Annotated in this window: 28 protein-coding genes, 1 tRNA gene and 1 pseudogene; 12 read left to right on the forward strand and 18 right to left on the reverse strand. The window is 74.1% G+C overall.

Annotation, left to right across the window (positions count from 1 at the left end; genetic code table 11):
• Window positions 1–53 precede the first annotated feature (53 nt).
• The 5 genes and pseudogenes from ACI8AG_RS01855 (at window position 54) to ACI8AG_RS01875 (ending at window position 4,109) form a co-directional block, all read left to right on the forward strand.
• Window positions 54–254: a hypothetical protein gene (locus ACI8AG_RS01855; RefSeq protein ID WP_456590823.1), complete on the forward strand. Its 201-nt coding sequence runs from the start codon at window positions 54–56 to the stop codon at window positions 252–254.
• Between the two features lie 253 nt (window positions 255–507).
• Window positions 508–1,295: pseudogene (locus ACI8AG_RS01860) on the forward strand (P-type ATPase); the annotation flags it as partial.
• Between the two features lie 75 nt (window positions 1,296–1,370).
• Entirely contained in the window at window positions 1,371–3,035 is a 1,665-nt protein-coding gene (locus ACI8AG_RS01865; protein ID WP_456595729.1) for an HAD-IC family P-type ATPase, read from the forward strand.
• A 371-nt stretch (window positions 3,036–3,406) separates the two neighbouring features.
• Window positions 3,407–3,784: a VOC family protein gene (locus ACI8AG_RS01870; protein WP_456595730.1), complete on the forward strand. Its 378-nt coding sequence runs from the start codon at window positions 3,407–3,409 to the stop codon at window positions 3,782–3,784.
• A 40-nt stretch (window positions 3,785–3,824) separates the two neighbouring features.
• On the forward strand, window positions 3,825–4,109 hold the full coding sequence (locus ACI8AG_RS01875; RefSeq protein ID WP_456595686.1) for a DUF1905 domain-containing protein: 285 nt from the start codon (window positions 3,825–3,827) through the stop codon (window positions 4,107–4,109).
• A gap of 49 nt (window positions 4,110–4,158) precedes the next feature.
• Here ACI8AG_RS01875 and ACI8AG_RS01880 read toward each other — a convergent pair whose 3' ends face one another.
• Window positions 4,159–4,788, reverse strand: a complete 630-nt coding sequence (locus ACI8AG_RS01880; protein ID WP_456595687.1) for a TetR/AcrR family transcriptional regulator — start codon at window positions 4,786–4,788, stop codon at window positions 4,159–4,161.
• A 66-nt stretch (window positions 4,789–4,854) separates the two neighbouring features.
• On the opposite strand from ACI8AG_RS01880, the gene ACI8AG_RS01885 reads away from it, so the two are divergent.
• Window positions 4,855–5,937 (forward strand): flavin-containing monooxygenase, encoded by a 1,083-nt coding sequence (locus tag ACI8AG_RS01885; RefSeq protein ID WP_456595688.1) that lies wholly within the window; start codon window positions 4,855–4,857, stop codon window positions 5,935–5,937.
• A 129-nt stretch (window positions 5,938–6,066) separates the two neighbouring features.
• Here ACI8AG_RS01885 and ACI8AG_RS01890 read toward each other — a convergent pair.
• From ACI8AG_RS01890 to ACI8AG_RS01925, 8 genes are all read right to left on the reverse strand, one after another.
• Window positions 6,067–6,140, reverse strand: a tRNA-Pro gene (locus ACI8AG_RS01890).
• 86 nt (window positions 6,141–6,226) lie between these two features.
• Window positions 6,227–7,573 carry a ribosome biogenesis GTPase Der gene (der, locus tag ACI8AG_RS01895; protein ID WP_456595689.1) on the reverse strand — a complete coding sequence of 449 codons (1,347 nt, stop codon included), beginning with the start codon at window positions 7,571–7,573 and terminating at the stop codon, window positions 6,227–6,229.
• A complete protein-coding gene (gene cmk / locus ACI8AG_RS01900; protein ID WP_456590778.1) occupies window positions 7,570–8,292 on the reverse strand; it encodes a (d)CMP kinase in 723 nt (240 codons plus the stop codon). The genes der and cmk overlap by 4 nt, the downstream gene beginning before the upstream one ends.
• A 40-nt stretch (window positions 8,293–8,332) precedes the next feature.
• Complete coding sequence (gene aroH, locus ACI8AG_RS01905; protein ID WP_456595690.1) at window positions 8,333–8,695, reverse strand: chorismate mutase; 363 nt, start codon at window positions 8,693–8,695, stop codon at window positions 8,333–8,335.
• A 131-nt stretch (window positions 8,696–8,826) separates the two neighbouring features.
• The gene (locus ACI8AG_RS01910) at window positions 8,827–9,903 is read right to left on the reverse strand and encodes an ABC transporter ATP-binding protein (RefSeq protein WP_456590776.1); all 1,077 of its coding nucleotides are present in this window, start codon (window positions 9,901–9,903) and stop codon (window positions 8,827–8,829) included.
• A gap of 28 nt (window positions 9,904–9,931) precedes the next feature.
• Window positions 9,932–10,903: a carbohydrate ABC transporter permease gene (locus ACI8AG_RS01915; protein ID WP_456595691.1), complete on the reverse strand. Its 972-nt coding sequence runs from the start codon at window positions 10,901–10,903 to the stop codon at window positions 9,932–9,934.
• Window positions 10,900–11,778, reverse strand: coding sequence for a carbohydrate ABC transporter permease (locus ACI8AG_RS01920; protein ID WP_456590774.1), 879 nt, complete (start codon window positions 11,776–11,778; stop codon window positions 10,900–10,902). The genes ACI8AG_RS01915 and ACI8AG_RS01920 overlap by 4 nt, the downstream gene beginning before the upstream one ends.
• 67 nt (window positions 11,779–11,845) lie before the next feature.
• Window positions 11,846–13,156 carry an ABC transporter substrate-binding protein gene (locus ACI8AG_RS01925; protein ID WP_456590773.1) on the reverse strand — a complete coding sequence of 437 codons (1,311 nt, stop codon included), beginning with the start codon at window positions 13,154–13,156 and terminating at the stop codon, window positions 11,846–11,848.
• A 304-nt stretch (window positions 13,157–13,460) separates the two neighbouring features.
• Between ACI8AG_RS01925 and ACI8AG_RS01930 the strand changes: the two genes are divergently transcribed.
• The gene (locus ACI8AG_RS01930; RefSeq protein WP_456595692.1) at window positions 13,461–14,465 is read left to right on the forward strand and encodes a LacI family DNA-binding transcriptional regulator; all 1,005 of its coding nucleotides are present in this window, start codon (window positions 13,461–13,463) and stop codon (window positions 14,463–14,465) included.
• A 29-nt stretch (window positions 14,466–14,494) separates the two neighbouring features.
• The gene (locus ACI8AG_RS01935) at window positions 14,495–16,885 is read left to right on the forward strand and encodes a beta-xylosidase/alpha-l-arabinosidase (protein ID WP_456595693.1); all 2,391 of its coding nucleotides are present in this window, start codon (window positions 14,495–14,497) and stop codon (window positions 16,883–16,885) included.
• Window positions 16,886–16,930: 45 nt separating this feature from the next.
• On the opposite strand, the gene ACI8AG_RS01940 is transcribed toward ACI8AG_RS01935, so the two are convergent.
• A complete protein-coding gene (locus ACI8AG_RS01940) occupies window positions 16,931–17,824 on the reverse strand; it encodes a LysR family transcriptional regulator ArgP (protein WP_456595694.1) in 894 nt (297 codons plus the stop codon).
• A gap of 73 nt (window positions 17,825–17,897) precedes the next feature.
• On the opposite strand from ACI8AG_RS01940, the gene ACI8AG_RS01945 reads away from it, so the two are divergent.
• Complete coding sequence (locus ACI8AG_RS01945) at window positions 17,898–18,515, forward strand: LysE/ArgO family amino acid transporter (protein WP_456595695.1); 618 nt, start codon at window positions 17,898–17,900, stop codon at window positions 18,513–18,515.
• 12 nt (window positions 18,516–18,527) lie between these two features.
• Here the strand turns inward: ACI8AG_RS01945 and ACI8AG_RS01950 are convergent, their stop codons facing one another.
• On the reverse strand, window positions 18,528–19,373 hold the full coding sequence (locus ACI8AG_RS01950; RefSeq protein WP_456595696.1) for a pseudouridine synthase: 846 nt from the start codon (window positions 19,371–19,373) through the stop codon (window positions 18,528–18,530).
• Window positions 19,374–19,498: 125 nt separating this feature from the next.
• On the opposite strand from ACI8AG_RS01950, the gene ACI8AG_RS01955 reads away from it, so the two are divergent.
• Window positions 19,499–19,900 (forward strand): hypothetical protein, encoded by a 402-nt coding sequence (locus ACI8AG_RS01955; protein WP_456595697.1) that lies wholly within the window; start codon window positions 19,499–19,501, stop codon window positions 19,898–19,900.
• Between the two features lie 32 nt (window positions 19,901–19,932).
• On the opposite strand, the gene scpB is transcribed toward ACI8AG_RS01955, so the two are convergent.
• The 6 genes from scpB to ald form a co-directional block, all read right to left on the reverse strand.
• The gene (gene scpB / locus ACI8AG_RS01960; protein ID WP_456595698.1) at window positions 19,933–20,772 is read right to left on the reverse strand and encodes an SMC-Scp complex subunit ScpB; all 840 of its coding nucleotides are present in this window, start codon (window positions 20,770–20,772) and stop codon (window positions 19,933–19,935) included.
• Window positions 20,769–21,611: a segregation and condensation protein A gene (locus ACI8AG_RS01965; protein WP_456595699.1), complete on the reverse strand. Its 843-nt coding sequence runs from the start codon at window positions 21,609–21,611 to the stop codon at window positions 20,769–20,771. The genes scpB and ACI8AG_RS01965 overlap by 4 nt, the downstream gene beginning before the upstream one ends.
• Window positions 21,612–21,686: 75 nt before the next feature.
• Window positions 21,687–22,205, reverse strand: coding sequence for a hypothetical protein (locus ACI8AG_RS01970; RefSeq protein ID WP_456595700.1), 519 nt, complete (start codon window positions 22,203–22,205; stop codon window positions 21,687–21,689).
• Window positions 22,202–23,107 (reverse strand): ParA family protein, encoded by a 906-nt coding sequence (locus ACI8AG_RS01975; RefSeq protein WP_456590763.1) that lies wholly within the window; start codon window positions 23,105–23,107, stop codon window positions 22,202–22,204. Before ACI8AG_RS01975 ends, ACI8AG_RS01970 begins: the two co-directional genes overlap by 4 nt.
• A gap of 209 nt (window positions 23,108–23,316) precedes the next feature.
• Complete coding sequence (locus ACI8AG_RS01980) at window positions 23,317–24,270, reverse strand: site-specific tyrosine recombinase XerD (protein WP_456595731.1); 954 nt, start codon at window positions 24,268–24,270, stop codon at window positions 23,317–23,319.
• On the reverse strand, window positions 24,267–25,382 hold the full coding sequence (gene ald, locus ACI8AG_RS01985; protein ID WP_456595701.1) for an alanine dehydrogenase: 1,116 nt from the start codon (window positions 25,380–25,382) through the stop codon (window positions 24,267–24,269). Before ald ends, ACI8AG_RS01980 begins: the two co-directional genes overlap by 4 nt.
• A 231-nt stretch (window positions 25,383–25,613) precedes the next feature.
• On the opposite strand from ald, the gene ACI8AG_RS01990 reads away from it, so the two are divergent.
• Window positions 25,614–26,219, forward strand: a complete 606-nt coding sequence (locus ACI8AG_RS01990) for a hypothetical protein (RefSeq protein ID WP_456595702.1) — start codon at window positions 25,614–25,616, stop codon at window positions 26,217–26,219.
• Between the two features lie 32 nt (window positions 26,220–26,251).
• On the opposite strand, the gene ACI8AG_RS01995 is transcribed toward ACI8AG_RS01990, so the two are convergent.
• Window positions 26,252–26,404: a VOC family protein gene (locus ACI8AG_RS01995; RefSeq protein ID WP_456590760.1), complete on the reverse strand. Its 153-nt coding sequence runs from the start codon at window positions 26,402–26,404 to the stop codon at window positions 26,252–26,254.
• A 59-nt stretch (window positions 26,405–26,463) separates the two neighbouring features.
• On the opposite strand from ACI8AG_RS01995, the gene ACI8AG_RS02000 reads away from it, so the two are divergent.
• On the forward strand, window positions 26,464–26,589 hold the full coding sequence (locus ACI8AG_RS02000) for a WCX domain-containing protein (RefSeq protein WP_456595703.1): 126 nt from the start codon (window positions 26,464–26,466) through the stop codon (window positions 26,587–26,589).
• Window position 26,590 lies beyond the last annotated feature (1 nt).

Here is a 26,590-nt window from a genome sequence, read left to right on the forward strand (position 1 = left end):
CGCTGCGCTACCCCGTGGCCACGGGCGCACGCGCGGGACGCATGCTGGTCGGCATGAGCAGCGACCACGCCGCCGGCCGCGACCAGCACACCGGGCGGGCGCACGCCGTCCTCCGCAGCACCGCCGACCTGCCGGCGCCCTGGGCCGCGGTCTGCGGCGCATCGGTCGGCGTCATCCAGGGGAAGTGGGACGGACCCCGGGGCCTGGGCTCGGCCGACCCCTGCCCCGAGTGCCGCCGCATCACGGGGACCTGACGCCGCTCCTCCCCGGCGTTGCCGCGCGGTTCGTCGGCGTCTGTCCAGATCGTGGTTCTGTTGGGCATAACGGTCGCCCCGCGGTGCGGCACGCCTGCCGCGTCGGCGGCGCCGGACCCCGCGGCCGGCCGGGGCGGCGCCGCCTGTGCGTCTGCTGGGTGGTCCGCGTGTGCGCGGGCGGCCGCCGGCCGCGCCCGGCAGACTCCGGGGATGGCCCCGCTCACCCGGTCGGGCCCGGGTCGGAGGAAACCGGATGGACGTGCAGGAGTCGGGTTCCGCGGTGGGCGGGAACGCGGCGGTGGGACTGAGCCAGCGGGAGGCCGAGGCCCGGCGACGGCGCGGCGAGGGCAACGTCAGCGTCCGCGCGTCGTCCCGCGGCTACGCGCAGATCCTCCGCACGAACGTCTTCTCGTTCTTCAACGTGATCCTGTTCGTCATCGGCGCGGCACTGCTCGCCCTCGGCCGGTACAGCGACGCCTTCACCAGCGTCGGTCTCGGCCTGGTCAACGCGACGATCAGCGCCGTGCAGGAGATCCGGGCCAGGCGGAAGCTCGACCGGCTCCAGCTGCTGCACCGCAGTCTGGTGACGGTCGTGCGCGACGGCACGCACGTCGTGGCGCCGCCGGAGGAGGTCGTCCGCGGCGACGTCGTCCACGTCCGCCCCGGCGACCAGCTCGTCGTCGACGGGCCGGTCCTCGACGGTGGCCGGGTGGACGTCGACGAGTCCCTGCTGACCGGGGAGTCCGAGCCGCTGCAGAAGGGGCCCGGGGACGACCTGCTGTCGGGCAGCTTCTGCGTCGCGGCGAGGGGTACCAGCTCGCGCGTGACGTGGGCGCCGCCAGCTACGCCGGCCGGCTGACCGCCGACGCCCGCCGGTCCACCACCGACCGGACACCCCTGCAGCTGCGCATCGAGTTCGTGGTCCGGCTGGTGATGCTGCTGGTCGCCCTGATGAGCGCCACCATCCTGTTCCAGGCCGCGCTGGAAGGCCTCTCCCTGGTCCGGGTGGTGCAGACCACCGCGGTGCTCTCCGGCCTGGTCCCCTACGGGCTGTTCTTCCTCGTGGCCGTCGCCTACACCGTCGGCGCGGCCCGGAGCAGCGGGCGGGGCGCTCTCGTGCAGCAGACCAACGCCGTCGAGTCGGTCAGCCACGTCGACGTCGTCTGCACCGACAAGACCGGCACCCTGACGACCGGCCGGCTGGCCCTCGCGGAGGTGCACCCGGTCGGCATCCTCGACACCGCGGCGGCCGGCGAGCTGGTCGGCTCCCTGGCACGCAGCACGGCGGCGCCCAACCTGACCACCACCGCGCTCGCCGACTCCCTGCCCGGCCGGGCGTGGACGGTACACGAGGAGATCCCCTTCTCGTCGTCGCTGCGGTGGAGCGCCGTGCGCGCCGACGACGGCGTGCACGTCCTCGGCGCGCCGGACCGCCTGGCCCCCCACCTCTCCGGGCCGCCGCTCACCGAGGCGGTCGGCGCGCGGACCGACCAGGGGCTCCGGGTCCTGGTCGTCGCCCGCGCCGCCGCGCACGCGCCGCTCCGGGACGACGCGGGGCGCCCCCGCCTGCCCGCCCTCGAGCCGGTCGCCCTCGTGTCCCTCGCCGACGAGCTGCGCCCGGACGTCCCGGAGATGATCGCCCGGTTCGCCGGCGGCGGGATCGACCTCAAGGTGGTGTCGGGCGACGACGCGCGGACGGTCGCGGCCCTGGCGCGGCAGGCCGGGCTGGACGCCGGGGTGCCGGTGACCGGTGCCGAGCTCGACGGGATGACGGACGCGGAGCTGGACCAGCTGGCCGTCCGGGCGACGGTGTTCGGCCGCATCGCGCCCGAGCAGAAGGAGCGGCTGGTCGACGCACTGCGCCGGCAGGGACGCTACGTCGCCATGATCGGCGACGGGGTGAACGACGCCCGGGCTCTCAAGCGGGCGCACGTGGGCGTGGCGATGGGGAGCGGCAGCGCCGTCGCCCGGGACGTCGCCGACATCGTGCTGACCGAGGACTCCCTGGGGGCGCTGCTGCCCGCCCAGCACGAGGGGCGGCGGATCATCGACGGCATCGGGACCTCGATGCAGGTCTTCCTGTCCCGGGTCGCCACGCAGGGCCTGGTGATCCTCGCTGTGACGATGCTCGGCCTGGGGTTCCCCTACTCACCGGCGAACGTCGGGCTGACCCTGCTCACCGTCGGCGTCCCGACGCTCTTCCTCACCGCATGGGCGCGACCGACGGCGCCGGACCCGGACCTGCTCCCGAACCTCGGGCGGTTCGTCGTCCCGGCAGCGGTGGTGACGGCCGCCGGCGGCGTCGCGCTCTACGCCTACCACTACACCTTCCTGTTCGAGGGGCTCGGCCGCACCGGCACACCCGCGGAGGTGCTCGCCGCGTTCGAGCGCTACACCGGGCTCTCCTCCGACGACGTGGGGTTCGCCGAGGCGGCGGCCACGATCGGGGCCCAGACCGCGCTCTCCACCTTCGTCTCGTTCGCCGCGTTCCTGCTCATCCTCTTCCTCAAGCCACCGAACCGGTGGTTCGCCGCCTGGACGCGGCCGGACGGCGACAAGCGCCCGGCGATCCTCGTCGCCGGGCTCGCCGCGGTGTTCACCGGCGGTCTGTTCGTCCCCGCGGTCAGCGTCTACTTCGGCCTCACGGGCGCCGCCGACCCGGTGTTCTTCACCGTGCTGCCGGCCCTGGTGCTGTGGTTCCTCGTGCTGAGTGCGGCCTACCGGTTCCGGGTGCTCGAGCGCGCCCTGGGGCTGACACGCCCCGGCGCGGCTGCGCTCTGATCCGACGGCGCCCGGGGCGGCCGCCCGGATCGGGGTGCGGGCGGAGGGTGCCGGGGATGCGGTCAGCACCTCACCTCGGGCCCGGCGGCCGGCGCGCATCGACCGAATCACCGAGGCCCTGGGTGCTCCCCATGACCACCGCGCACCGGGCCGTGCCGGACGCCGCTGCGGTCACCGCCACGAGCACGGCCATCCGGCGGGAGGCGTCCCGGTCCGCCCCCCGACGAGAACGGCCACCGACGGCAGATACCGGACGGCCGCCGCACGGCGCACTGCCTGCCCTGCACCGTTCCCCGTCAGAGGTCTTTCCTGCGGGACGACCGCCCGGGGGATGAGTTTCCGGTCGAGGCGCCGTCTGAGGCGGTATGACGATGACGACGAAAGTGTTGAGTGTCTCCGTTCCGGTGGCTGACCAGGACGCCGCGCTGAGGTTCTACACCGAAGTGCTGGGCTGCGAACTCCGCACCGACGTGGAGGTGTGGCCGGGCGCGCGGATGATCGAGGTCGCCCCGCCGGGCTCGAGTGTCGCCCTGGTGCTCCTCCCCCCCGACAGCACGATCCCGGTCGCGATCCGATTGGGCACCTCCGATGCTCAACGGGCCCACGACAGGGTCCGCGAGGCCGGCGCGACCCTGCACAACGAGGAGCTGGTGCGGATGGAAGGGGTTCCGGCGATGTTCTCCTTCACCGACCCCGACGGCAACGGGCTGGTCTACCTGGAGGACTCCGACCAGAGCCAGCTCCGATAGGCCCGACAGCCCCCGCACAGCAGCGCGAAGGAGTACTCACATGGCAGATCCCCGCTTCCTGGACATCACGTTCACGGCCCGGCTGGGCAAGGTCCGACCGTCAGACACCTGGACCTGTGTCCAGCTGCCGGAGTCAGCACGGATCTTCGGGACCCGTGGCCTGGTGAAGGTTGCCGGCACCATCGACGGGCACCCGTTCACCGGAGCCTTCATGGCCCTGGGAGACGGCACCCACAAGCTCCCCGTGGCTGCGCCGATCCGCACGGCCATCGGCAAGGACGACGGAGACGACGTCGAGGTCCACCTGACCGAGCGACTGTCGTAGGCGAGCGATGCCTCAGGCGTGTCGAGCCTGCGGGTGGCGATCATCGTGGTCATGGTGGTGCAGACCCCACCCGCCCGCGGAGCTCGTCGCCCGATCGGCCAGGGGCACCCGCGGCGGAGCTGATGCCCTGGACCGCCTGGCGCAGTCGAGCGGCGGCCCCGGCCGGCTCCGGTTGGCCGGCGTCCAGCCAGGTCAACACGGCGGCGATCGTGACCGTCGGGGCCAGCCGTGCAGCCCACCGGGCCCACCCCGGATCGGGGATGGAGGGGGCGAGGTGGTCGTGTGCCGTGGCGGTCATCTCGGCGGTGAACACGTCGACCTCGGCGCGGAAGGCCGGCTCCCGCGCCGCGTGGTGGAACAGCAGCCGGAACCCGTCGGGATCGCCGGCCGCGGCGGTGAGCAGGTCGTCGATGATCCGCTCGGTGTAGGGCGGGTCGCCCACGGCCGCATGCAGCCGTGCCCGCGCGCGTTCCAGCACCGCCCGGTAGAGGTGGGCCTTGGACTCGAAGTGCCGGTAGAGGATGGCCCGGCTGATTCCTGCCGCGGCGGCCACGCCGTCCAGGGTGGTGTCCTCGAAACCGGCGGCACCGAACGCGCTCGTGGCCGCCGCGAGGATCTGCTCTCGCCGCTCGGCGCGCGGAAGTCTGCGCCCCGGAGGCGTGCTGGCCACGGCGTTCACCCCACCACTGTAGACGTAGGCATGTATACCCTGGCGTCGACAACTGGTTGACCGGGGGGAGCGGGCATGGCTGCGACGGCGGACGACCGTGTCGTCCAGACCGTGGTCGTCGGCGCGGGCCAGGCCGGCCTGGCCGTCGGTTACCACCTGACCCGCCGTGGCCACGACGTCGTCCTCCTCGACGCCGCCGACGCCGTGGGCGACAGTTGGCGGGAGCGGTGGGACTCGCTGCGCCTGTTCACCCCGGTCGGCTTCGACTCGCTGCCGGGCCTGCCCTTTCCCGGCCGGCGCTCGGACCATCCGACCAAGGATGCCGTGGCTGACTACCTGGCCCGCTACGCCGAGCACTTCGAGCTACCGGTGCGGCTGGGCACCCGAGTGCAGGCCGTGCATCGCGCAGGTGCGGAGTTCGTGGTCTCCACCGACCGTGGGCGCTGGCGGGCCGGCGACGTCGTCATCGCTACCGGCGCACACCACAGACCGTTCGTCCCGACCTTCGCCGCTCACCTGGACCCGGGGTTGGTCCAGGTCCACGCGGCGCACTACCGCCGTCCCGCTCAGCTGCCGGCCGGTGCGGTCCTGGTGGTGGGAGCGGGCAATTCCGGGGCCGAGATTGCCCTTGATGTGGCGACCGACCCCACGGAGCAGCGCACCGTACATCTGGCCGGACGCGACGTCGGGCACATCCCGCACCTGGGGCCGTGGACCTTCCAGGTGCTGCAGCGTCTCGGCCGCCTCGGCGCCGTCCTCGCCCGACGCGGACTGGGTGGGCACGGCGATCCCCTCGGCCGCGTCCGCCCCGAGCAGCTGGCGACCGCGGGCGTGCAGCGACACCCTCGGGTCACCGGCACCTGTGACGGGATGCCACTGCTCGCCAACGGTCGCACCCTCGCCGTCACCGCTGTCGTCTGGGCCACCGGCTTGCGCCCCGACTACAGATGGCTGCACCTCGACGTCCTCCACTCGGACGGCCGGCTGCGTCACCGCGGCGGGGTCGTCGACGACTGCCCCGGCCTGTACGCGGTCGGGCTGCCCTACCAGCGCTCGATCACCTCCCACCTACTCGGGGGTGTCGGTGCCGATGCCCGCCACGTCGCCGACCATCTGCTCGCACGAGACAGGCCCGACCAGCGCGCTCTGCCCCGCTGATCGATCGTCGGACGGTGAGAGCTTCGCCGGAGGCGGTACGCAGCTCGTTGCTGTACTGGTCGACCCGGAGCACGGCGGAGGCGGGCCGACCTCGTGGTCGGCCCGCCTCTGACCTGCGACGTCACACTGTCGGGCTGACAGGATTTGAACCTGCGACCCCTTGACCCCCAGTCAAGTGCGCTACCAAGCTGCGCTACAGCCCGCGTGCCGCCCGCCTCCCGCGACTTCCCGGGCCGCGAACAACCGCCCGAGAAGGTTACCGCACGGCCACCGAGGCCCGTGACGGTGGTCAGCCGCGCTTGCCGTCCTTGTCCCGGCCCTCGCGGACCTTCACCGAGATCTCGATGGGCGTGCCGTGGAAGCCGAACTGCTCACGCAGCTTCCGCTCCAGGAACCGGCGGTAGCCGGCCTCCAGGAAGCCCGTGGAGAAGACGACGAACCGCGGGGGCCGGATGTCGGCCTGCGTGACGTACTTGATCTTGGGCGCCTTGCCGCCGCGCGCCGGCGGCGGGGTCTCCTGCACCAGCGCCCGCACGAAGGTGTTGAGCTCGGCCGTGGGCACCCGGGTCTCCCAGGAGGCCAGGGCGGCCCGCAGGTGGTCGGCGAGCTTGCTGACGCCGCGGCCGGTGGCGGCGGAGATGTTGACCCGCGTGGCCCACTTGACCCGGGCGAGCTCGCGCTCGATCTCGCGCTCCAGCTGGTAGTGCCGGTCCTCGTCGAGGGTGTCCCACTTGTTGATCGCGATGACCAGCGCCCGGCCGGCCTCGACGACCTGGCTGATCACCCGCTGGTCCTGCTCGCTGATCACCTCGTCGGCGGCGAGCAGCACGACGGCGACCTCGGCCGCCTGGATCGCCGCCTCGGTGCGGAGGCTGGCGTAGTACTCCATGCCGCTGGCGGTGTTGACCTTCCGGCGCAGCCCCGCGGTGTCGACGAACCGCCACTCCTCGCCACCGAGCGTGACGATCGAGTCGACCGGGTCGACCGTGGTCCCGGCGACGGAGTCGACGACCGAGCGCTCCTCCTTGGCCAGCCGGTTGATCAGGCTGGACTTGCCGACGTTGGGCCGGCCGACCAGCGCCACGCGGCGCGGTCCGCCCTCCTCCTCCTGCTCGCGCGGCGCCTCGGGCAGCGCGTCGAGGATCAGGTCGAGCAGGTCGCCGCTGGCCCGGCCGTGCAGCGCGCTGACCGCCTGCGGCTCCCCCACGCCCAGGCTCCACAGCTCGGCGGCGTTGGCCTCGCTGCGCTCGTCGTCGACCTTGTTCGCCACCAGGATCACCGGGCGGTCGCTGCGCCGGAGCACACGGGCGGCCGCCAGGTCGGTCTCGGTGGCGCCCACCTGGCTGTCGACCACGAGGACGATGACGTCGGCGGTCCTCATGGCGTACTCGGCCTGCCGGGTGATCGAGGCCCCCAGGCCGGCGGCCTTCGGGTCCCAGCCTCCGGTGTCCACCACGGTGAACCGCTTGCCGTTCCACAGCGCCTCGTAGGCGATGCGGTCCCGGGTCACGCCCGGGGTGTCCTGCACAACGGCGGCGCGCCGGCCGAGGACCCGGTTGACCAGCGTCGACTTGCCCACGTTGGGCCGGCCGACGATGGCCACCACCGGGAGCGGCGCGCCCTGCTGCTCGGTCACGACCGCTGCCCCACGGCGACAGCGGACTCGGCCAGCGCCACGATGCGGTCGACGACCTGGGCCTGGGAGAGCTCGCTGCTGTCGACGACGACGGCGTCGGCCGCCGGGCGCAGCGGGCTGTCGGCCCGGCTGCTGTCGTACTCGTCGCGGCGGCGCAGGTCGGCGGCGAGCGCCGCGATCTCCGCCGGGTCGGTGACGCCCAGCTGCCCCGCGCGCCGCTGCGCGCGCACCTCGGGTGCGGCCGTCAGGTAGATCTTCAGCGTGGCGTCGGGCAGGACGACGGTGCCGATGTCGCGGCCCTCGACCACCACGGCGTCGGCCCCGGCCACCAGGGCCCGCTGCTGGTCGACCAGCTGCCGGCGGACGGCGGGCACGGCGGAGACCGCCGACACCGTCCGGGTCACCTCGGCGCCGCGGATGCGCGCGGCGACGTCGGCACCGCCGACCTCGACCCGCTCCGTCCCGGCCTCGGTGCCGACGACGATCCGCGCCTCGGCGACGGTGCGGGCCACGGCCTCGGCGTCGTCGGGATCGATCCCGGCGTCGAGCACGGCGACGGTGGCCGCGCGGTACATGGCGCCGGTGTCGAGGTAGGCAGCGCCCAGCCGGGCGGCGACGCCACGGGCGACGCTGGACTTGCCGGTCCCCGACGGGCCGTCGAGGGTCACCGACCCGCGGAAGGGGGTCTGGGGGGTGGTCATGTGCTCCTGCTCGGTCATGGGGCCTGCTCGTGCATGGGGTCGCGGTCGCCGGGCCCGGTCACTGCGCGATGTCCCGCCGCAGCGCCACGGCGCCGCGCAGGTAGACGTGCTGGATCTCCGCCCGCGGCTTCGGCGTCTCGACGTGCGCCATGAGACGGAGCACGCGTGGCAGGGCGTGGGGCACGGCGATCTCGGTGGCGCACATGAGCGGCACGCCCCCCATGCCGAGCTCGCGGGCAGCCAGCGCCGGGAACTCCGAGACGAGGTCGGGGGTGGCGGTGAACAGGATGCTGATCACGTCGTCGTGCTCGAGCTCGTTGCGGTCGAGGACGGCGGCCACCAGCTCGCGGGTCGCCTCGAGCACCTGCTCCCGGTCGTCGGCCTCGACCTGGGTCGCGCCCCGGATGGCTCGGACGGCCATGCACTCTCCTCACTCGCGTTCCCCCGCCTCCCGGGGACCCCACGAGTCTAGGGAGCGCCCGCCACCCCTTCTCCCCCGCGCGCGGCGGGCCCGGCCCGACGACCCGCGTCCGGGCCGCCGGGCCGGGGGTCTCAGCCGCCCAGCCGGGCGCCGGTGCTCCTGTCGAACAGGTGCACGTGGCCGGGGCGGGGGCGCACGTGCAGCAGCTCGCCCTTCCGCGGCGGGGTGCGCCCGTCGACGCGGGCGCAGAGCAGCTGCTCCTCGTCCCCGGCGGTCGTCCGGCCGTAGACGTAGGCGTCGGCGCCGAGCTCCTCGACGACGTCGACCTCGACCGCGAGCCCGGACCGGGCCACCTCCAGGTCCTCCGGCCGGACCCCCAGGGTCACCACCGCGTCCGACGTCCCGCCGAGCACCTCCCGGCCCACCGGGTGCACCTCGTCGCCGAAGGACACACCACCGTCGACCACCGGCAGCGTGAACAGGTTCATCGCGGGCGAGCCGATGAACCCGGCCACGAAGACGTTGGCCGGCCGGTCGTAGAGGTCGCGCGGCCGGCCCACCTGCATGAGCAGCCCGTCCTTGAGCACCGCCACCCGGTCGCCCATCGTCATCGCCTCGGTCTGGTCGTGGGTGACGTAGACGGTGGTGATGCCCAGCCGCCGCTGCAGAGCGGCGATCTGGGTGCGGGTCTGCACGCGCAGCTTCGCGTCGAGATTGGACAGCGGCTCGTCCATGAGGAACACCTGCGGCTGCCGGACGATCGCCCGCCCCATCGCCACCCGCTGCCGCTGCCCGCCCGACAGCGCCTTGGGCCGGCGGTCGAGGTACGGCTCCAGGTCCAGCAGCTTCGCCGCCTCCCGCACCCGTTCGGCGATCTCGGCCTTCCCCTGGCCCGCCATCTTGAGCGCGAAGCCCATGTTGTCCGCGACCGTCATGTGCGGGTACAGCGCGTAGTTCTGGAACACCATCGCGATGTCGCGGTCCTTGGGCGGCACGTCGGTGACGTCGCGGTCGCCGATGAGGATCCGGCCGTCGGTGACGTCCTCGAGACCGGCGAGCATCCGCAGCGACGTCGACTTGCCGCAGCCCGACGGGCCGACCAGGACCAGGAACTCGCCGTCCTCGATCTGCAGCTCCAGGCCGTCCACCGCGGGTCGTTCGGCGCCGCCGTAGACGCAGCTGGTGTGCTCGTAGGTGACCGAGGCCATGGGTTTCCTCTCGCGAGCGGCGGCCGGGCTACTTGCCCGCGCCGGCGGTCAGGCCGCTCAGCAGGTAGCGGCGGCCGACCAGGTACAGGACGAAGATGGGGACGACCGACAGCGTCACCGCTGCCAGGAGAGCGGGGACGTTGGTGCCGAACTGGCCCTGGTAGTCCCACAGGCCCAGGGTCAGCACCCGCGTGCCCACCGACTGGGTGAGGACGAGGGGGAAGAGGAAGCCGTTCCACGCGGTGAGCGAGGTGAACACGGCCACCGTGGTGATCGCCGGCTTGGCCAGCGGGAGGACGAGGTGGCGCAGCGCCTGGAACGGCCCGGCGCCGTCGAGGGTCTGCGCCTCGTACAGCTCCTTGGGGATGTCGCGCAGGCTGTTGGTCATCACCAGCAGGGCCACCGGCATCGCGAAGGCCGCCGTCGGCAGGATGACCGCGAGCAGGGTGTCGTACAGGCGCAGCTGGGTGATCATCAGGTACACGGGGATGATCGCGGCCTGCGCGGGGATCGCCAGCCCGACGAGCATGAGCGAGAAGCCCCGCTGCACCACGCGCCCGGCGTTGCGGGCCACGGCGTAGCCGGCCGGGAGCGTCAGCCCGACGACGATGGCGATGGTGGCCACCGTGACGATCACCGTGTTCAGCAGGTACGTCGGGAAGTCTCCGGAGAGGACGGTCTGGTAGTTCTCCAGCGTCGGGGCCGGTGGCAGGGCCAGCGGGTTGTCCGACAGGTAGTCCGACCGGGTCCGGAAGCTGGCGGCGACCAGGAAGTAGAGCGGGACGGCGACGAGCGCCAGCCAGACGGTCGCGAGCAGCCCGGCGAGGACGTTGGGGCGGCCGTGGGCCCGCCGCCGGTTCCGGATCCGCCGCCGCTGGCGCTCGGGCACCTCCGGCACCGGTGCGATCGGCGAGGGCGGCGCCTCCGCCGTCCGCACGCCCACCGCACCCGAGCGGCCGCCCGTCATGTCGTCGCCGCCCAGCGGCGCCCGGTCGCTCACATGCCCTCCTGCTGGCTCTGCATCTTGCGGAAGCCGGTCGCCGTGGTGACGGCGAGCGACAGGCCCGCGCCCAGGACCAGCAGCAGCACCGCGATGGCGCTGGCGTAGCCGAACTCGAACCCGCTGAACCCGGTGATGTACATGTGCAGCGGCAGGATGCGCGTCGCCGTCCCGGGCCCGCCGCCGGTGAGGATCAGGATGGTGTCGAACGTGGTCACCGAGCCGACGAGCATGAGCACCGTCGAGGTGACGACCGTGTACTTCAGCAGCGGCAGGGTGATGGTGAAGAACTGCCGGTAGCGACCCGCGCCGTCGAGGGTGGCGGCCTCGTAGAGGCTCTGCGGCACCTGGCGGGCGGCGGCTTGGTACAGCAGCGTGTGGAACGGGATGTACTGCCAGCTGATCACCCAGACCACGGTGTAGACGACGAGGTCGGTGTCGCCCAGGAAGTTGAACCGGTCCAGCAGCGGCAGCCCCTGGGTGACGCCGAAGTTCGGGTCCAGGACCGCGGCCCACAGCAGGGCGATCGCCGCCGTGGACAGCAGCAGCGGCAGGAAGAAGATCGAGCTCAGGACGGCCCGGTTGCGCTGGCGCCCGGCCGCCCAGACCCCGATCAGCATCGCGATCGGGGTCTGGACGACCCAGGTCAGCACCATGAACAGCAGCGTCAGCCGCAGCGAGGCCCACGCCCGGCCGTCCTCGACCAGGCGCGTCCAGTTCTGCGTCCCGGAGAGCTCGGGGAACCCGAAGCCGTTCCAGGAGGTGAAGCTGAGGTAGACGACCAGGACCATGGGCAGCACGGCGAACGCCCCGAAGAACGTGACCGCCGGTGCGAGGTACCAGCCCGAGGGCCGGTCCTGCCGGGTGATCGCCATCCGTGGTGCCCCTGTCCTGGTGCGCTGTGCCGTGTCGTGCATGGTGCGGTGCCGGGCCGAGGCCGGGTCAGACGCCCGACATCGCGTCGACGAAGCCCTGCGGCGTCTGGTTGCCGAGGAAGAACTGCTCCAGCTGGGTCAGCATCTCGGTGGCCTCGTCGGCCGGCAGGTCCTGGTCCCAGGACAGCTGGAAGTTGTCCGCCTCGGCCGTCGCGTCGTAGATGAACGTCGCGTAGTCGCCGTTCTCGGTCTCCGCCAGCTGGTCGCGGATGCCCTGCACCGGCGGCACGTCACCGGCCTCGATGAGGTCGGTGATGTACTCGTCCGAGGTGAGCTCCGTCCGCAGGTACTCGCGGGCGGCCTCCTTGTGCTCCGAGGAGCTGGTCAGCGAGTAGAAGTTCGACACGTTGCCCACCAGGTTCGACGGGTCACCGGCACCGCCCTCGATCGCCGGGAAGGTGGCCCACCCCAGGTCGCCGGCCTCGACGAACTCGGGGCTGTCGTTGAGCTGGTTGGTGTACTCCCACGAGCCCATGAGGTGGAAGCCGGCGTCGCCCTGGGCCAGGATCGTGGACGCGCCACCCACGTCGTAGCCGACCGAGGCGAAGTCCTCGCCGAAGGCGCCGCGGTCGATGAGCTCGCGCAGCATCGTGAGCGATTCGAGGACGGCCGGGTGCTCCCAGGCGCCCTCCTCGCCGTCCCGGATGGCCTGGAAGACCTCCGGGCCGCCGACGCGGTCGAGGATGTACTCGATCCACATGAGCTCGGTCCACGCCTGGGTTCCGGCCAGGGCGATGGGCGTGACGCCCGCGGCCTTGAGCGTGTCCACGGCGGCGAGCAGCTCGTCCCAGGTCTGGGGCACCTGGACACCGGCGGACTCGAGCACGGCGTTGTTGTAGAAGAGCATCACCGGCTGCATGCCGCGCATCGGCAGGCCGTAGTTCTTCCCGTCGAGCTCGGCACCGGCGAGCACGCTGGGCAGGAAGGCGTCCCGCAGCTCGGGGTCGTCGTCCAGCAGCCCGGTGAGGTCCTCGACCTGGCCGGCGTCGACGTACTCCTTCAGGTTGCCGCCGCCCCAGTTGAAGAAGAGGTCCGGGGCGTTGGGCGAGCCGAGGGCGACCCGCAGCCGCTGCTTGTAGGGGTCGTTGCCGAACGTGGCGAGCTCCAGCTCACCGGCGTCGGAGTTCTCGTTGAATCGTTCGATCGACGCTTCCTCGATCGGGTTGAGGGCCGCGTCCTCGAGGGCCCACACCTGGCCGGTGCCGCCCTCGCCACCCCCTCCACCGGGACCGGAGGAGCCGCAGGCCGCGACCAGCGTGCCTGCCAGGACCAGAGCGCCGGCCTGAGTGGCCACGCGGGTCAGACGCCGGAGGGACATCCCACCGCCACCTTCCTGTTTCGTCGTTGAAAACCGAAAGTTTCGAGCAGTTGCGAGAATGTAAGCCGCGTCACGAACGGTGTCAACGGGCCGTCACCGCGGCGTTATGAACCCTCGCCAGCAGCCCCGGTGGCGCCCCGACGGACGACGGGCTAGCGTCCGAGCCACCCGCGCGGGCTACCGCCGCTCCGAAACTTTCGATAGCATCGCCGCTCCTGTCACAGTGATGCGCACCACTGGGCGGGTACTGCCGGCGCAGGTCCGGCGGGTTCGGCCCCCGGCGCTCACCCTCAGGAGGACGGCAGTGGCGACACCTCAGCTCGGCCGGCCGACGCTGGCCAGCATCGCGGCCGCGGCGGGCGTCTCGCTGCCCACGGTCTCCAAGGTGGTGAACGGCCGCCAGGACGTCTCCCCCGCCACCCGGGCGCACGTCCTCGCCCTGCTCGAGGAGCACAACTACGTCCCCGTGGCCCGCAGGTCCGCGAGCCCGGCCCGCCCGCTGGTGGACGTCGTGTTCACCGCGCTGGACAGCCCCTGGGCGGTGGAGATCCTGCGCGGGATCACCGAGAGCGGGCTGGACGTGGTGGTGGGCACCCTCGCCCGCGACCCCGGTGCCGACTGGGTGCAGGCCCTGATCAACGGGGGGCGGCAGGGCGCGCTCGTCGTCACCTCCCGGCTCACCACCGCCGACCAGCGGCGGCTGGGCGGCTCGCACCTGCCCGTCGTCGTCATCGACCCGGTCGACATGCCGGGCCAGGACGTGCCCAGCGTCGGCGCGACCAACTGGGCCGGCGGGCTGGCCGCCACCGAGCACCTGGTGGAGCTCGGCCACCGGCGGATCGCGGTGATCGGCGGGCCGGAGGCGTTCCTCTGCAGCCGCGCCCGCATCGACGGCTACCGGGCGGCGCTGGAGCGCGCCGGCATCGGCGTCGACCCCGACCTGGTGCGGCACGGCAACTTCCACCACGAGGGCGGCTACGAGCAGGCCCGTCTGCTGCTCGAGCTGCCCGACCCGCCGACGGCGATCTTCGCCGGCAGCGACGAGCAGGCCTTCGGCGTCCTGGAAGCCGCCCGCCAGGCGGGCCTCTCGGTGCCGGCCGACCTCTCGGTCGTCGGCTTCGACGACCTGCCCATGGCGCGCTGGTCCTCGCCCCCGCTGACGACCGTGCGCCAGCCGCTGGCCGACATGGGCCGGATGGCCGGCCGCATGCTGCACGACCTCATCACCGGGGGGCAGCTGGACACCCAGCGCATGGAGCTGGCCACCCACCTGGTCCCCCGCGCCTCCACCGCAGCGCGCCCGCGCTGACCACTCACCGCACCCTTGGAGCCACCTCCTTGACCCAGCCCCCGGCCGCCGACGTCCCGGAGCCCACCCCGCTCCCCGGCCCCCCGCCCGCCGACTGGACCGACCCCGGCCGCCCCCTGCCCGAGCGGGTCCGCGCCCTCATGGCGGTCATGACGCTGGAGGAGAAGGTCGCCCAGCTCTACGGCGTCTGGACGGCGATCGGCGACGGCGAGGACGTCGCACCCAACCAGCACGAGTTCAGCGAGCCGCTGCCGCCGTGGGAGGAGCTGACCAAGGCCGGCCTCGGCCAGCTCACGCGGATGTTCGGCACCGGCCCGGTCGAACCGCTCACCGCGGCGCGCGTGCTGGCCCAGACCCAGCGGGACCTGATCGCGAACTCCCGGCTCGGCATCCCGGCCGTGGCCCACGAGGAGTGCCTCGCCGGGTTCACCGCCTGGCAGGCCACGGTCTTCCCGGTGCCCCTGGCCTGGGGCGCCGCGTTCGACCCCGACTCGGTGGCCCGGATGGCCGCCGCCATCGGGGCGCAGATGCGCTCGGTCGGCGTCCACCAGGGCCTCTCCCCCGTCCTCGACGTCAGCTTCGACCACCGCTGGGGACGCACCGAGGAGACCGTCGGCGAGGACCCCTACCTGGTCGCCGTCCTGGGCAGCGCGTACACCCGCGGCCTGGAGAGCACCGGCATCGTCGCGACGCTCAAGCACTTCGCCGGGTACTCGGCCTCGGGCGCCGGGCGCAACCACGCCCCCGTCCACCTGGGTCCCCGGGAGTTCGCCGACGTCGTGCTGCCGCCGTTCGAGACGGCCCTGCGCGAGGGTGGCGCCCGCTCGGTGATGCACTCCTACGCCGCCGTCGACGGCGTTCCACCGGCCGCCGACGAAGCGCTGCTCACCGGCCTGCTGCGCGACACGCTCGGCTTCGACGGCGTCGTCGTCGCCGACTACTTCGGCGTCTCCTTCCTGGAGGCGACCCAGGGCGTGGCCGGTTCCCCCGGCGAGGCGGCCGCGCTGGCGCTGGCCGCCGGCGTGGACGTCGAGCTGCCGACCGTGCGCTGCTACGGCGAGCCGCTGCTCGAGCTGGTGCGCACCGGTGCGGTGCCCGAGTCGCTGGTCGACCGGGCGGTCGAGCGGGTGCTGCGGCAGAAGGGCGAGCTCGGGCTGCTCGACGCCGGCTGGGACCCCGAGCCGGAGGTGCTCCGGGACGGCGGCACGCTGGACCTCGACCCGCCGGAGATGCGGGCGCTGGCGCGCACCATGGCCGAGCGCTCGGTGGTGCTGCTGGACAACACCGCCGGCGTGCTGCCGCTCCGGGCTCCGTCGTCGGTCGCCGTCGTCGGGCCCTGCGCCGACGAGGTGCTGTCGCTGATGGGGTGCTACGCCTTCCCCAACCACGTCGGGGTGCAGCACCCCGAGGTGCCGCTGGGCATCGAGCTGCCCACCCTGCTGGACGCGGTCCGAACCGAGTACCCCGAGGCCACGGTCACCACGGCGGCGGGCTGCCCGGTGCAGGAGCCCGACCGCAGCGGCATCGCCGAGGCCGTCGGCGTCGCCACCGCCGCCGACGTCTGCATCGCCGTCGTCGGCGACGTCTCCGGCCTGTTCGGCCGGGGCACCTCGGGTGAGGGCTGCGACGCCGAGGACCTGCGGCTCCCCGGCGCCCAGGCGGAGCTGCTCGACGCGCTGCTGTCGACCGGCACCCCGGTGGTCGTGGTGCTGCTGAGCGGGCGGCCCTACGCGCTGGGCGAGGTGGCCGGCCGGGCCGCCGCGGTCGTGCAGGCCTTCTTCCCCGGCGAGGAGGGGGCGGGTGCGGTCACCGGCGTGCTGAGCGGCCGGGTCAACCCGTCCGGCAAGCTGCCGGTCCAGGTGGCGCGGACGCCGGGCGGTTCGCCGGCCACGTACCTGAGCCCGGCGCTGGCGCGCAGCAGCGGCATCAGCTCCGCCGACCCCACCCCGCTCTTCCCGTTCGGTTTCGGCCTGTCGTACACCAGCTTCGCCCTGGGCGACCTGCGGCTGGACGACGTCGCCGTCGGCGACTCCCCGGCGGAGGTGGCCACCGACGGCTCGGTGCGCCTGTCGTGCACCGTCACCAACACCGGCGACCGGGACGGCGCCGAGGTGGTGCAGCTCTACCTCTCGGACCCGGTGGCGAGCGTGGTGCAGCCGGTGCGCCGCCTGGTCGGCTTCGCCCGCGTGGAACTCGCGGCCGGCACGTCGGCGCGGGTGGTGTTCACGGTGCACACCGACCGGGCGTCGTTCACCGGGCGCGACCTGCGCCGCATCGTGGAGCCGGGCGACCTGGTGCTCGCGGTGGGAACCTCCAGCGAGGACCTGCCGCTGTGCGCCCGGGTGCGGCTCACCGGTCCGGTGCGCGAGGTCGGGCCCGACCGGGTCCTCACCACGCCGGTGCAGGTCGGCGCTCCCTGACGACGCCGGTCCCCGGCCCCGCGCGGTGCGGGAGCCGGGGGCCGGTCACGCCGGCTGCCGCAACCGTGCGCGGGCGGCCCCGATCAGTGCGCCGGCCGCCCGGTCCAGCGGTGCGGAGTGCAGCCGCCACTGCTGCCAGTGCAGGGCCACGTCGACGGCGCCCGCCAGGTCGAACGACCCGACCGCTCGCTCCCCTGCGGGCCGGGCGGCCGCCAGCTGGAGCTCCGGCAGCATGCCCCAGCCGAAGCCCAGGGTCACGGCGGTGAGGTAGTCCGCCGACGAGGGCACGTAGTGGACCGGCACGTCCGCCGTCGACGGGAGGTGGCGGCGCAGGTAGACGTGCTGGAGGTCGTCCCGGCGGTCGAACACGACCACCGGCGCCCGCGCCAGGGCCGCGGGGCGGGGGCCGTCGGGGAACCAGCGGTCGAGGAAGGCCGGCGCCGCGCACGGCAGGTACCGCATGGTCCCGAGCGGCGTCACCCGGCAGCCGGCCACCGGCTCGGCGTCGGAGGTGACCGCGCCCATCACCGTGCCGGCCCGCAGCAGCGTGCTGGTGTGCGTCTGGTCGGCGCTGTGCAGGTCGAGGCGCAGGTCGGCGGCGAGCGGGGCGAGCGCCGGCAGCGCCCAGGTGGCCAGCGAGTCGGCGTTCACCGCGAGCGGCACCACGGGCGGCCCGGACCCGGCCGGGTCGAGCTGCCGGCCGGTGTCGGCGACGAGCAGGCCGACCTGGCGGGCGAGGCGCAGCACCGGCTCGCCGGCGGTCGTGACGGTCGCCGGCCGCCCGCGCCGCACCAGCACCCGGCCGGTCGCCTCCTCCAGCGCCCGCAGGCGCTGGGACACCGCGGACGGCGTGACGTGCAGCCGCCGTGCCGCCGCCTCCAGGGTGCCCTCGTCGACCACCGCCACCAGGGTGCGCAGCTGAGCCAGATCGATCTCCACGGACAGCAACACTAATGCTACTGAAGAACGTTGAGCTGGACTGCAGGCGATCGGCGCTCCTAGCGTGGCGCCCGTGACGACGGGACTGCTGGCCGCGCTGGCCGGGTTGGGGCTGGGCCTCTCGCTGATCGTCGCGATCGGGGCGCAGAACGCCTTCGTCCTCCGGCAGGGGCTGCGCGTCGAGCACGTCGGCGCGGTCGTCGTGCTCTGCGCGGTGTCCGACGCCGTGCTCATCCTCGCCGGGGTCGCCGGCAACTCGTGGCTCAGCGCCCGCCTCCCCGACGCGATCACCGTCATCCGGCTCGCCGGCGCCGCCTTCCTGCTGGGCTATGCCGCGCTCGCCGCCCGGCGTGCTGTGCGCCCGTCGTCGATCGCCGTCGAGACCGGGGGCCTCCGGACCAGCCTGGCGGCCACCGTGGCCACCTGCCTGGCGCTGACCTGGCTGAACCCGCACGTGTACCTGGACACGGTGCTGCTGCTGGGGTCGGTGGCCGACAGCCACGGTGGGCGGAGGTGGTGGTTCGCCGCCGGCGCCGCCGTCGGCAGCGTGCTGTGGTTCAGCGCCCTCGGGTACGGCGCCCGACTGCTGCGGCCGCTGTTCGCGCGGCCGGCCGCCTGGCGGGTGCTCGACGCCGGCATCGCCGTCGTGATGGCGACCCTCGGGCTCGGGCTGCTGGCCACGGCGCTGTGAGCCGCGGCGCGGTCAGAGCCCGACGAGCTCCTCGAGCGCACCGACCTCCGCGCGGGTGAGCTTCCGGATCGACCCGCTGCGCATCCGCTGGAGCTGGACCGGCCCGACGGCGGTGCGGGTCAGCCGCGAGACCGGAAGGCCGACGGCGGCGAGCAGCCGGCGGACGATGTGCTTGCGCCCCTCGTGCAGGACCACCTCGACCACGGACTGGCCCGCGTGGGTGTCGACGACCCGGAACGAGTCGACCGTGACCGGCCCGTCCTCCAGGTCGATCCCGGCGCGCAGCCGGCGGTGCAGGTCCCGCGGCACCGAGCCCGAGACCTGTGCCAGGTAGGTCTTGCGCACGCCGTACGACGGGTGGGCGAGCCGGTGGGCCAGCTCCCCGTCGTTGGTGACCAGCAGCAGGCCCTCGGTGTCCTGGTCGAGGCGGCCGACGTGCACCAGGCCCGGAGCCAGGTCGCCCACCATGTCGCCGATCGTGGGGCGGGCGCGATCGTCGCTCATCGCGGTGATGACTCCCGCGGGCTTGTTGATCGCGTAGGTGACGCGGTCGTCGCGGATCTCCAGGCGCGCGCCGTCCACGGCGATCTTGTCCTCGAGCGGGTCGACCCGCATGCCCTGCACGCGCACCTGCCGGCCGTTCACGCTGATCCGGCCGGCGTCGATCATCTCCTCGACCACCCGGCGCGACGCGACCCCGGCGCGGGCCAGCACCTTCTGCAGCCGCTCCCCCTGCCGCTCCCCCGGCTCCTCCGGCTCGGGGCGGTCACCGGGGTGCGCCGGGGCCAGTTCCATGTCCTCCGACCAGCCCTCGCCGGCCGCGGTCGTGCTCTCGTCGTTCGGGGTCGCGTCGCTCATCGCCGTCCAGTCTCCCACCCGCCCCCGGGCCGCCTCGCCGCGCTCCGCCCGGCCGTGCGCCACCTCAGCGTGACACCCCGATCGGGGTACTGGTGGCCGCGGGCCGGCCGACCCAAGATGCGCACATGAGCAGCACGCGCAAGGTCGGCCTGGTCGTGGCCGCGACGGCGACGGCGGGGTGGGCACTGTTCGCGGTCGCCGTCGCGACCGGGGACCCCGACGACGGGGCGAACATCGGCGCCGGCCTCGCGGGCCTGCTGGCCCTCGCCCTCTCGGGGATCGCGCTGGTCGTCCTCCTCGCGTCCCTGCGGGCGCCGGGCGACGGATCGGGCCGCCGGCGCGATGCGCGGATCGGGGCGCCGCTGGCGGTGGTCTCCCTGCTGCTCCTCGCCGGGTTCTGGTTCGGCAGCGGCTCGGTGCCGTCCGTGGCGTCCGAGGACGTCCTGCGCATCGTGCTCGGCGCCGGGATCGTCACCTTCCTGGCCTCGGTCGCCTGCTTCGTGCCCTCGCGCCCTCCCCGGGCCTGATCGGGGTCCAGGCGCGGCACCGGTCGACCGGATCAGGCGTCGGGGTGCTCGTCGAGCACCGTGGCGGTCTCCGGCAGCAGCGGCGCGAGCTCGGGCAGCTCGGCGAGGCTCGCCAGCCCGAGCCGTTCCAGGAACAGCGGAGTCGTCGCGTACAGCCCCCCACCGCTGTCGGGATCGGTGCCCACCTCGTGCACCAGGCCGCGGCCGATAAGGGTGCGCATCACGCCGTCGACACCGACGCCGCGGATCGCCGACACCCGGGCCCGGGTCACCGGCTGCCGGTAGGCGATCACGGCGAGGGTCTCCAGCGCGGCCTGGGTGAGCCGACTGCGCTGCCCCTCGCCGAGGTACCGCTCGACGACGGCGGCGTGCTCCTCGCGGGTGTAGAGCCGCCACCCCTCCCCCACCCGGCGCAGGCTGATGCCGGCCGAGCGGTCGTCGTAGGCCGCCGCCAGCTCCGTCAGCCCCTGGCGGACCTGCTCGACCGGGCAGCGCAGCGCCGCGGCCAGCGTCTCGTCGTCGACGGGGTCGTCGACGACGAACAGCAGGGCCTCCAGCCCGCCGCGCAGCTCGACCGGGTCCAGCAGCACCACCGCTTCCGGCTCCGGCTCCGGCTCCGGCTCCGGCTCCGGTTCGGGCGCGGGCGTTGCCGCAGGCGGGGACGCCGCCCCCTCGGCGGGCACCGCCGGCACCGGCAGCTCTTCCACCGGGCGCTCGGCGACGCGGGCGGCGAGCTCGGCCGCGACGGCGTCCCAGGCGGCCGGGTCGGCATCCCCGCGCTCGGCCGCCTGCTCGCGGGTGGCGGCCAGCTCGGCAGCGAGCGACTCCCAGGAGATGGGGGCGGGGTCTGGGTCGGTGCGGTCGTCGGTCACCGGTACTCCTCGTCGGCGTCGGGGGCCGGGGCGTCGGCCGGATCGGGCACGCCCTCGCCGGTCCACCGCACGTGCAGCTCGCCCAGCGGCGTGAGCTGCTCGAACACCACCCGCTGCTGGCGGTACAGCTCGAGCAGCGCGAGGAAGCGGGCCACCACCTCCAGGGTGTGCCCGCAGTCGGCGGTGAGCGCCCGGAAGCTCGACGTCCCCGCGCGCACGAGCTGGTTGCGCACCAGCAGCAGCTGCTCGGAGACGCTGACCGGGGGCGCGTGCAGGTGCGCGACGCTGACCGTCTCGGGCACCTTGGGGGCGAGAGCCCGGGCGGCCAGCGCGGCGAACTGCGCCGGCGTGATGTCCAGCAGCACCTCGGGGACGAGCTCGGCGAACCGCGGCTCCAGCGCCGCCTCGCGCGGGTGGCGGCGGGCGGCGTCGGCCTCGCGCTCGCGCAGGAACGCGGCCGCCTGCTTGTAGGCCTTGTACTGCAGCAGCCGGGCGAACAGCAGGTCCCGCGCCTCCAGCAGCTCGAGGTCCTCCTCGTCGTCGACGTCGGCAGCCGGCAGCAGGCGGGCGGCCTTCAGGTCGAGCAGCGTGGAGGCGACGACGAGGAACTCGCTGGCCTGGTCCAGGTCCAGCTCGTCGCCGAGCGCGCGCAGGTGGGCGATGAACTCGTCGGTGACCCGCGACAGCGCGATCTCGGTGACGTCGAGCTTGTGCTTGCCGATCAGCTGCAGCAGCAGGTCGAACGGGCCCTCGAAGTTGGTCAGCCGGACCGTGAAGCGGGCCGGAGCGGCCCCGTCGGCCTGATCGGCCGGCGGAACCGCTCCGGTGCTGTCGCTCACGAGCACCCACCGTAGGCGGCCCTCCCGCAGGGACCCGCCGCGAGCATGCGAGAGGCGGGGGTCAGGAGGGTCCTCTCACTTCTCTTTCAGCCGACGGACGAGGATCGCGTCGTCCCCGCGCTCGGCCAGGTCGGCCAGCAGCACCGACACCGCCTCGCGGACGATGCGGCCGCGGTCCGCGGCGAGGCCGTGGTGGGCGCGCAGCGTCAGCCGCGCGGACTCCAGGGCCAGCAGCTCGTCGGCGGAGATGTAGACGGTGATCTTCTCGTCGTGCTTGGTGCGCTCGGCCCGCCCGCGGGCGGGCCGCCCGCGGGTGGCGACCTTCGGCTGCAGCACCGGAGCCGGGGCCGGCTCGGCCGGCGCGGCGCGGAAGGCGGCCAGGTCGTCGCCGGGCTGCGCACCGCCCGGGACGAGGGTCAGCGCCGCGGCCGCCTCGGCGGGCGACTCCCCGACCCGGCGGGCGGCGCTGCGCAGCGCCGGGGAGCTGGCCGGGGTCGGCAGGCTGGGGAGTTCGGTGACCTCGGACGCCGTCGCTGCGGCGTCCGTGCGGCGGAACAGCTCCGACGCACCGGGCAGAACGGGCCGCCGAGTCACAGGGCCAGCACCTCCTTGGCGAGGTCGCGGTACGCCGCGGCGCCCGTCGACGTGGGTGCCCACGTGGTGATCGGCTGGCCGGCGACCGTGGTCTCCGGGAACCGCACGGTGCGCTGGATGACGGTCTGGAACACGGTGTCGCCGAACGCCTCGACGACCCGGCTGAACACCTCCCGGCAGTGCACGGTCCGGGAGTCGTACATGGTGGCGAGGATGCCGTTGATCTCCAGCGACGGGTTGAGCCGCTCCTTGACCTTGTCGATCGTGTCGACCAGCAGCGCCACCCCGCGCAGGGAGAAGAACTCGCACTCCAGCGGGATCACCACGCCCTGGGCGGCGGTGAGCGCGTTCACCGTCAGCAGGCCGAGCGAGGGCTGGCAGTCGATGAGGATGTAGTCGTACTCGTCGACCACGTCGGCGAGCACGCGCAACAGGGTCTGCTCCCGCGCCACCTCGCTGACCAGCTGCACCTCCGCGGCGGAGAGGTCGATGTTGCTCGGCACCAGGTCGAGGCCCGGGATGTCCGTGGGCACCCGCACGTCCCGGAGGCTCGTGCGCCGCTCCATCAGCACGTTGTAGATGGTCCGGTCCAGGTTCTGCGCCGGCACGCCCAGCCCCACCGACAGCGCCCCCTGCGGGTCGAGGTCGATGAGCAGCACCTTGCGGCCGAACTCCACCAGCGCCGCACCCAGGTTGATGGTGGACGTCGTCTTGCCTACGCCACCCTTCTGGTTGCACATCGCGATGACGCGGGCGGGGCCGTGCTGGGTCAGCGGCTTGGGGTCCGGTAGGGGGCGCTGACGCGCCCTGGCCGGGTCCAGCCGCAGCGCGGCCGCCCCCATCTCGGGGTCGGTGTCGTGCGGGCGCGCGACGGCAGAGGCCGCGTCCGCTCGGATCGCCATGGGTAGTCGCCTCCAGCTCGAGCCCGTCCGGACGTTCCGGGCGCGGTCAGCCGTCCTGTCCGCTCGGGTGATGAAGACGCTAGGGAGCTGGAGAAAGGTTCCCAAGGCGGCACGCCGTCGACGTGTCGACATGGCGACGAATGCCAACGCATGTGACTGCTCAAGCCGAGCACACTGTGGATTCTGCTGAATCCGAGCGTTCCCTGCTGTCAGGTGAGCGCACGGGGGTGGCTGGTCGCGTAGACCTCGCGCAGCCGGTCGACGGTCACCAGCGTGTAGACCTGCGTGGTCGTCACCGAGGCGTGGCCCAGCAGCTCCTGGACCACGCGGACGTCGGCGCCGCCGTCGAGCAGGTGGGTCGCGAAGCAGTGCCGCAGCGTGTGCGGTGAGATCTCGCCCTCCAGGCCGGCCCGCTCGGCGGCCGTCCGCAGGATCGACCAGGCGCTCTGCCGGGACAGCGGGCCGCCGCGCACGTTGAGGAACAGCGCGCCGCCGCGCACTCCGGCCCGGCCGTTCGCGGCGAGCGCCGGGCGGGCCCGCACCAGGTACTCCTCCACGGCCCGCAGGGCGTAGCTGCCGACCGGTACCACGCGCTCCTTGCCGCCCTTGCCGGCCAGCCGGACGGCGCTCTGCCCACGGTCGAGGTCGTCCACCGCCAGACCGACGGCCTCGGAGATGCGGGCGCCGGTGCCGTAGAGCAGTTCCAGCAGCGCGCGGTCGCGCAACCCGCGCGGCCCCTCCAGGGCTCCGGCCGCCTCGATCAGCGCGACCACCGACTCCACGGGCACCGCCTTGGGCAGCCGACGGGCCGGCGTGGGCGGGCGCACCTCGTGGGCGACGTCGTCGGGCACCAGCCCGTCGAGGAGCGCGAACCTGTGCAGTCCGCGCACGGCCACGACCGCGCGGGCGGCGGAGGTCGCCGACAGGGGCGGGTGATCGTCGTCGCCCCGGCGCAGTGCGGTCAGGAAGCCGGCGACGTCGGACTCGGCGACCTCCCGCAGGCCGCGCACGCCCGCCGCCGCCAGGTACTCGCTGTAGCGGCGCAGATCGCGGCGGTAGGAGGCGATGGTGTTGGCCGCCAGCCCCCGTTCCACGGTCAGGTGGTCCAGGTAGCCGGTGACGACGCGTTCGACGTCCGGTCCCGCGGACAGCGTGCTGGTCAGGGGAGCACCTCCTGGAGCGGGACGGCGGCCATGCCGTGGGCCTCGGCCACCTCGGGCAGCACCACGCTGCCACCGACCACGTTCACCCCGTGGGCCAGGGCCGGGTCGCGCCGGACCGCGGCGGACGTCCCCTCGGCCGCGAGCGCCATGACGTAGGGCAGCGTCACGTTGGTCAGCGCGTGCGTGGAGGTGTTCGGCACCGCCCCCGGCATGTTCGCCACGCAGTAGAAGACCGACTCGTGCACGCGGAAGGTCGGGTCGTCGTGCGTGGTCGGCCGGGTGGCCTCGAAGCAGCCACCCTGGTCGACGGCGATGTCCACCAGCACCGACCCGGACCTCATCCGCGCCACCAGGTCGTTGCTCACCAGGGTGGGGGCCTTCGCGCCGGGGACGAGCACCGCGCCGATCACCAGGTCGGCGTCGAGCACGGCGCGCTCCAGCTCGTAGGCGTTGGAGGCGACGGTCTGCAGGTGCCCCTGGTAGATCCGGTCGGCGGCGCGCAGCTTGTCGATGTCGCGGTCGAGGACGACGACCTCGGCCTGCATGCCGAGGGCGATCGCCGCCGCGTTCATCCCCGAGACGCCGGCACCGATCACCACGACCTTGGCGGCGTAGACCCCGGACACCCCGCCGAGCAGCACCCCGCGGCCGCCGTGCGCCCGCTCGAGGCAGTGGGCCCCCACCTGCGGCGCCATCCGCCCGGCGACCTCCGACATGGGGGCCAGCAGGGGCAGGGTGCCGTCGGCCTTCTGCACGGTCTCGTAGGCGATCGCCGTGGTCCCGGAGGCGACGAGCGCCTCGGTGCACTCCCGGGAAGCGGCGAGGTGGAGGTAGGTGAAGAGCGTCTGCCCGGCCCGCAGCCGGCCGTACTCCTCGGCGACCGGCTCCTTCACCTTGAGCAGCAGGTCGGCGTCGGCCCAGACGTCGTCGGCGGAGGCCACCAGCCGTGCGCCCGCGGCGGTGAAGTCCTCGTCCGGGATGGACGACCCCTCCCCCGCTCCCCGCTCGACCAGCACCGTGTGCCCGGCCCGCGTCAGCTCGGTGACACCGGCCGGGGTGAGCGCCACCCGGTACTCCCGGTTCTTGACCTCTCGGGGAACTCCGACCCGCATCGCTGGCTCTCCTGGTCCCGGCGGGGCGCTCCCCGAGGGTGACGGGGCACCCCACCGCATCGTGGGCCGCCCGGTCGGGGCGGGCCTCGCCGCGGAGTGTAGGCATGCCGACCGGCTCGGTACCGGCGCGGAAGCCGATTCGTGACCGCGCGCGGCCGGGGGGCCGGGCTGCCGCGCACACCCGGCTGGCCGACGATGACGGGGCCACCCGCCCTCCCGGAGGACCGCCCCATGCGCTTCTACGCCCAGCACCCCGCCCTGCGGGCACGTCAGCTGGCCGCCGACCTCGGCTTCCTGGCGTGGTCGGTGGTCTGGGTGCTCGTGGCACGGGCCGCGCACGGCGCCGTCCTGGTGCTGGCCGAGCCGGGACGGGCGGTCGAGGACCTCGGCCGGTCGGTCGCCGGCTCCATGGGCTCGGCCGCGGCGGCGGCCGAGGACGTGCCCGTGGTGGGCGACGAGCTGGCCGCGCCGTTCGGCGCGCTCGCCGGCGCCGGGGGCTCGGTGCTGGGGGCCGGGCAGTCGGCGCAGGACGCCGTCGGCACGCTGGCGACGATCCTCGCCGTCGTCCTCGTGCTGCTCCCCGTGGGCTGGCTGCTGCTGCGCTGGCTGCCCTGGCGGCTGCGGTACGCCCGCGAGGCGGGTGCGACCCGCACCCTGCTGGCGGGCACACCGGATCTCCACGTCCTCGCCGCCCGGGCCCTGGCGAACGCGCCGCTCCCCCGGCTCGCCGCGCTGCCTGCCGGCACGGGTGCGGCCTGGCACGCCGGGGACCCTGCCGCGGTGCGCGCCCTGGCCGCCGTGGAGCTCGCTCGGCTCGGCCTCCGGCTGCCGGGCTGACCGGCGCGACCCGGCACCGGCCGCGGAACCCGTCACGCCGGGGAGCGGCCCTCGACCACGTCGAGGTAGTGCTGGTTGGCCATGACCCCGAGCACGTTGCCGAAGGGGTCGACCACCGATGCGGTGACGTAGCCGGGGCCCCGCTCGACCGGCTCCTGGTGCACCGTCGCGCCCAGCGACAGCAACCGCTCGAACGCGGCCCGGGGACGGCCGGGCGCGGGTCCGCCTGGCCGCCCCGACGCTGTTGGACATCGCCCGCACGCTCGCCGGCTGGGGCGCCGACGTCGAGGTGACCGAGCCGGCGCCGGTCCGGGCCGAGCTGGCGCGGATCGGCGCCGAGCTCACCGGCCGCTACGCCGGCGCGCCGTGAT

Source organism: Blastococcus sp. SYSU DS0552, from assembly GCF_054050815.1.

What these genes read in the sequence shown, in the direction of transcription:
- ACI8AG_RS01855 (WP_456590823.1), top strand. Translation starts at nt 54, where the DNA reads ATGAGCAGCGACCACGCCGCCGGCCGCGACCAGCACACCGGGCGGGCG.
- ACI8AG_RS01870 (WP_456595730.1), top strand. Translation starts at nt 3,407, where the DNA reads ATGACGACGAAAGTGTTGAGTGTCTCCGTTCCGGTGGCTGACCAGGAC.
- ACI8AG_RS01875 (WP_456595686.1), top strand. Translation starts at nt 3,825, where the DNA reads ATGGCAGATCCCCGCTTCCTGGACATCACGTTCACGGCCCGGCTGGGC.
- ACI8AG_RS01885 (WP_456595688.1), top strand. Translation starts at nt 4,855, where the DNA reads ATGGCTGCGACGGCGGACGACCGTGTCGTCCAGACCGTGGTCGTCGGC.
- cmk (WP_456590778.1), bottom strand. Translation starts at nt 8,292, where the DNA reads ATGACCGAGCAGGAGCACATGACCACCCCCCAGACCCCCTTCCGCGGG.
- aroH (WP_456595690.1), bottom strand. Translation starts at nt 8,695, where the DNA reads ATGGCCGTCCGAGCCATCCGGGGCGCGACCCAGGTCGAGGCCGACGAC.
- ACI8AG_RS01910 (WP_456590776.1), bottom strand. Translation starts at nt 9,903, where the DNA reads ATGGCCTCGGTCACCTACGAGCACACCAGCTGCGTCTACGGCGGCGCC.
- ACI8AG_RS01920 (WP_456590774.1), bottom strand. Translation starts at nt 11,778, where the DNA reads ATGGCGATCACCCGGCAGGACCGGCCCTCGGGCTGGTACCTCGCACCG.
- ACI8AG_RS01925 (WP_456590773.1), bottom strand. Translation starts at nt 13,156, where the DNA reads ATGTCCCTCCGGCGTCTGACCCGCGTGGCCACTCAGGCCGGCGCTCTG.
- ACI8AG_RS01950 (WP_456595696.1), bottom strand. Translation starts at nt 19,373, where the DNA reads ATGAGCGACGCGACCCCGAACGACGAGAGCACGACCGCGGCCGGCGAG.
- ACI8AG_RS01955 (WP_456595697.1), top strand. Translation starts at nt 19,499, where the DNA reads ATGAGCAGCACGCGCAAGGTCGGCCTGGTCGTGGCCGCGACGGCGACG.
- ACI8AG_RS01975 (WP_456590763.1), bottom strand. Translation starts at nt 23,107, where the DNA reads ATGGCGATCCGAGCGGACGCGGCCTCTGCCGTCGCGCGCCCGCACGAC.
- ald (WP_456595701.1), bottom strand. Translation starts at nt 25,382, where the DNA reads ATGCGGGTCGGAGTTCCCCGAGAGGTCAAGAACCGGGAGTACCGGGTG.
- ACI8AG_RS01990 (WP_456595702.1), top strand. Translation starts at nt 25,614, where the DNA reads ATGCGCTTCTACGCCCAGCACCCCGCCCTGCGGGCACGTCAGCTGGCC.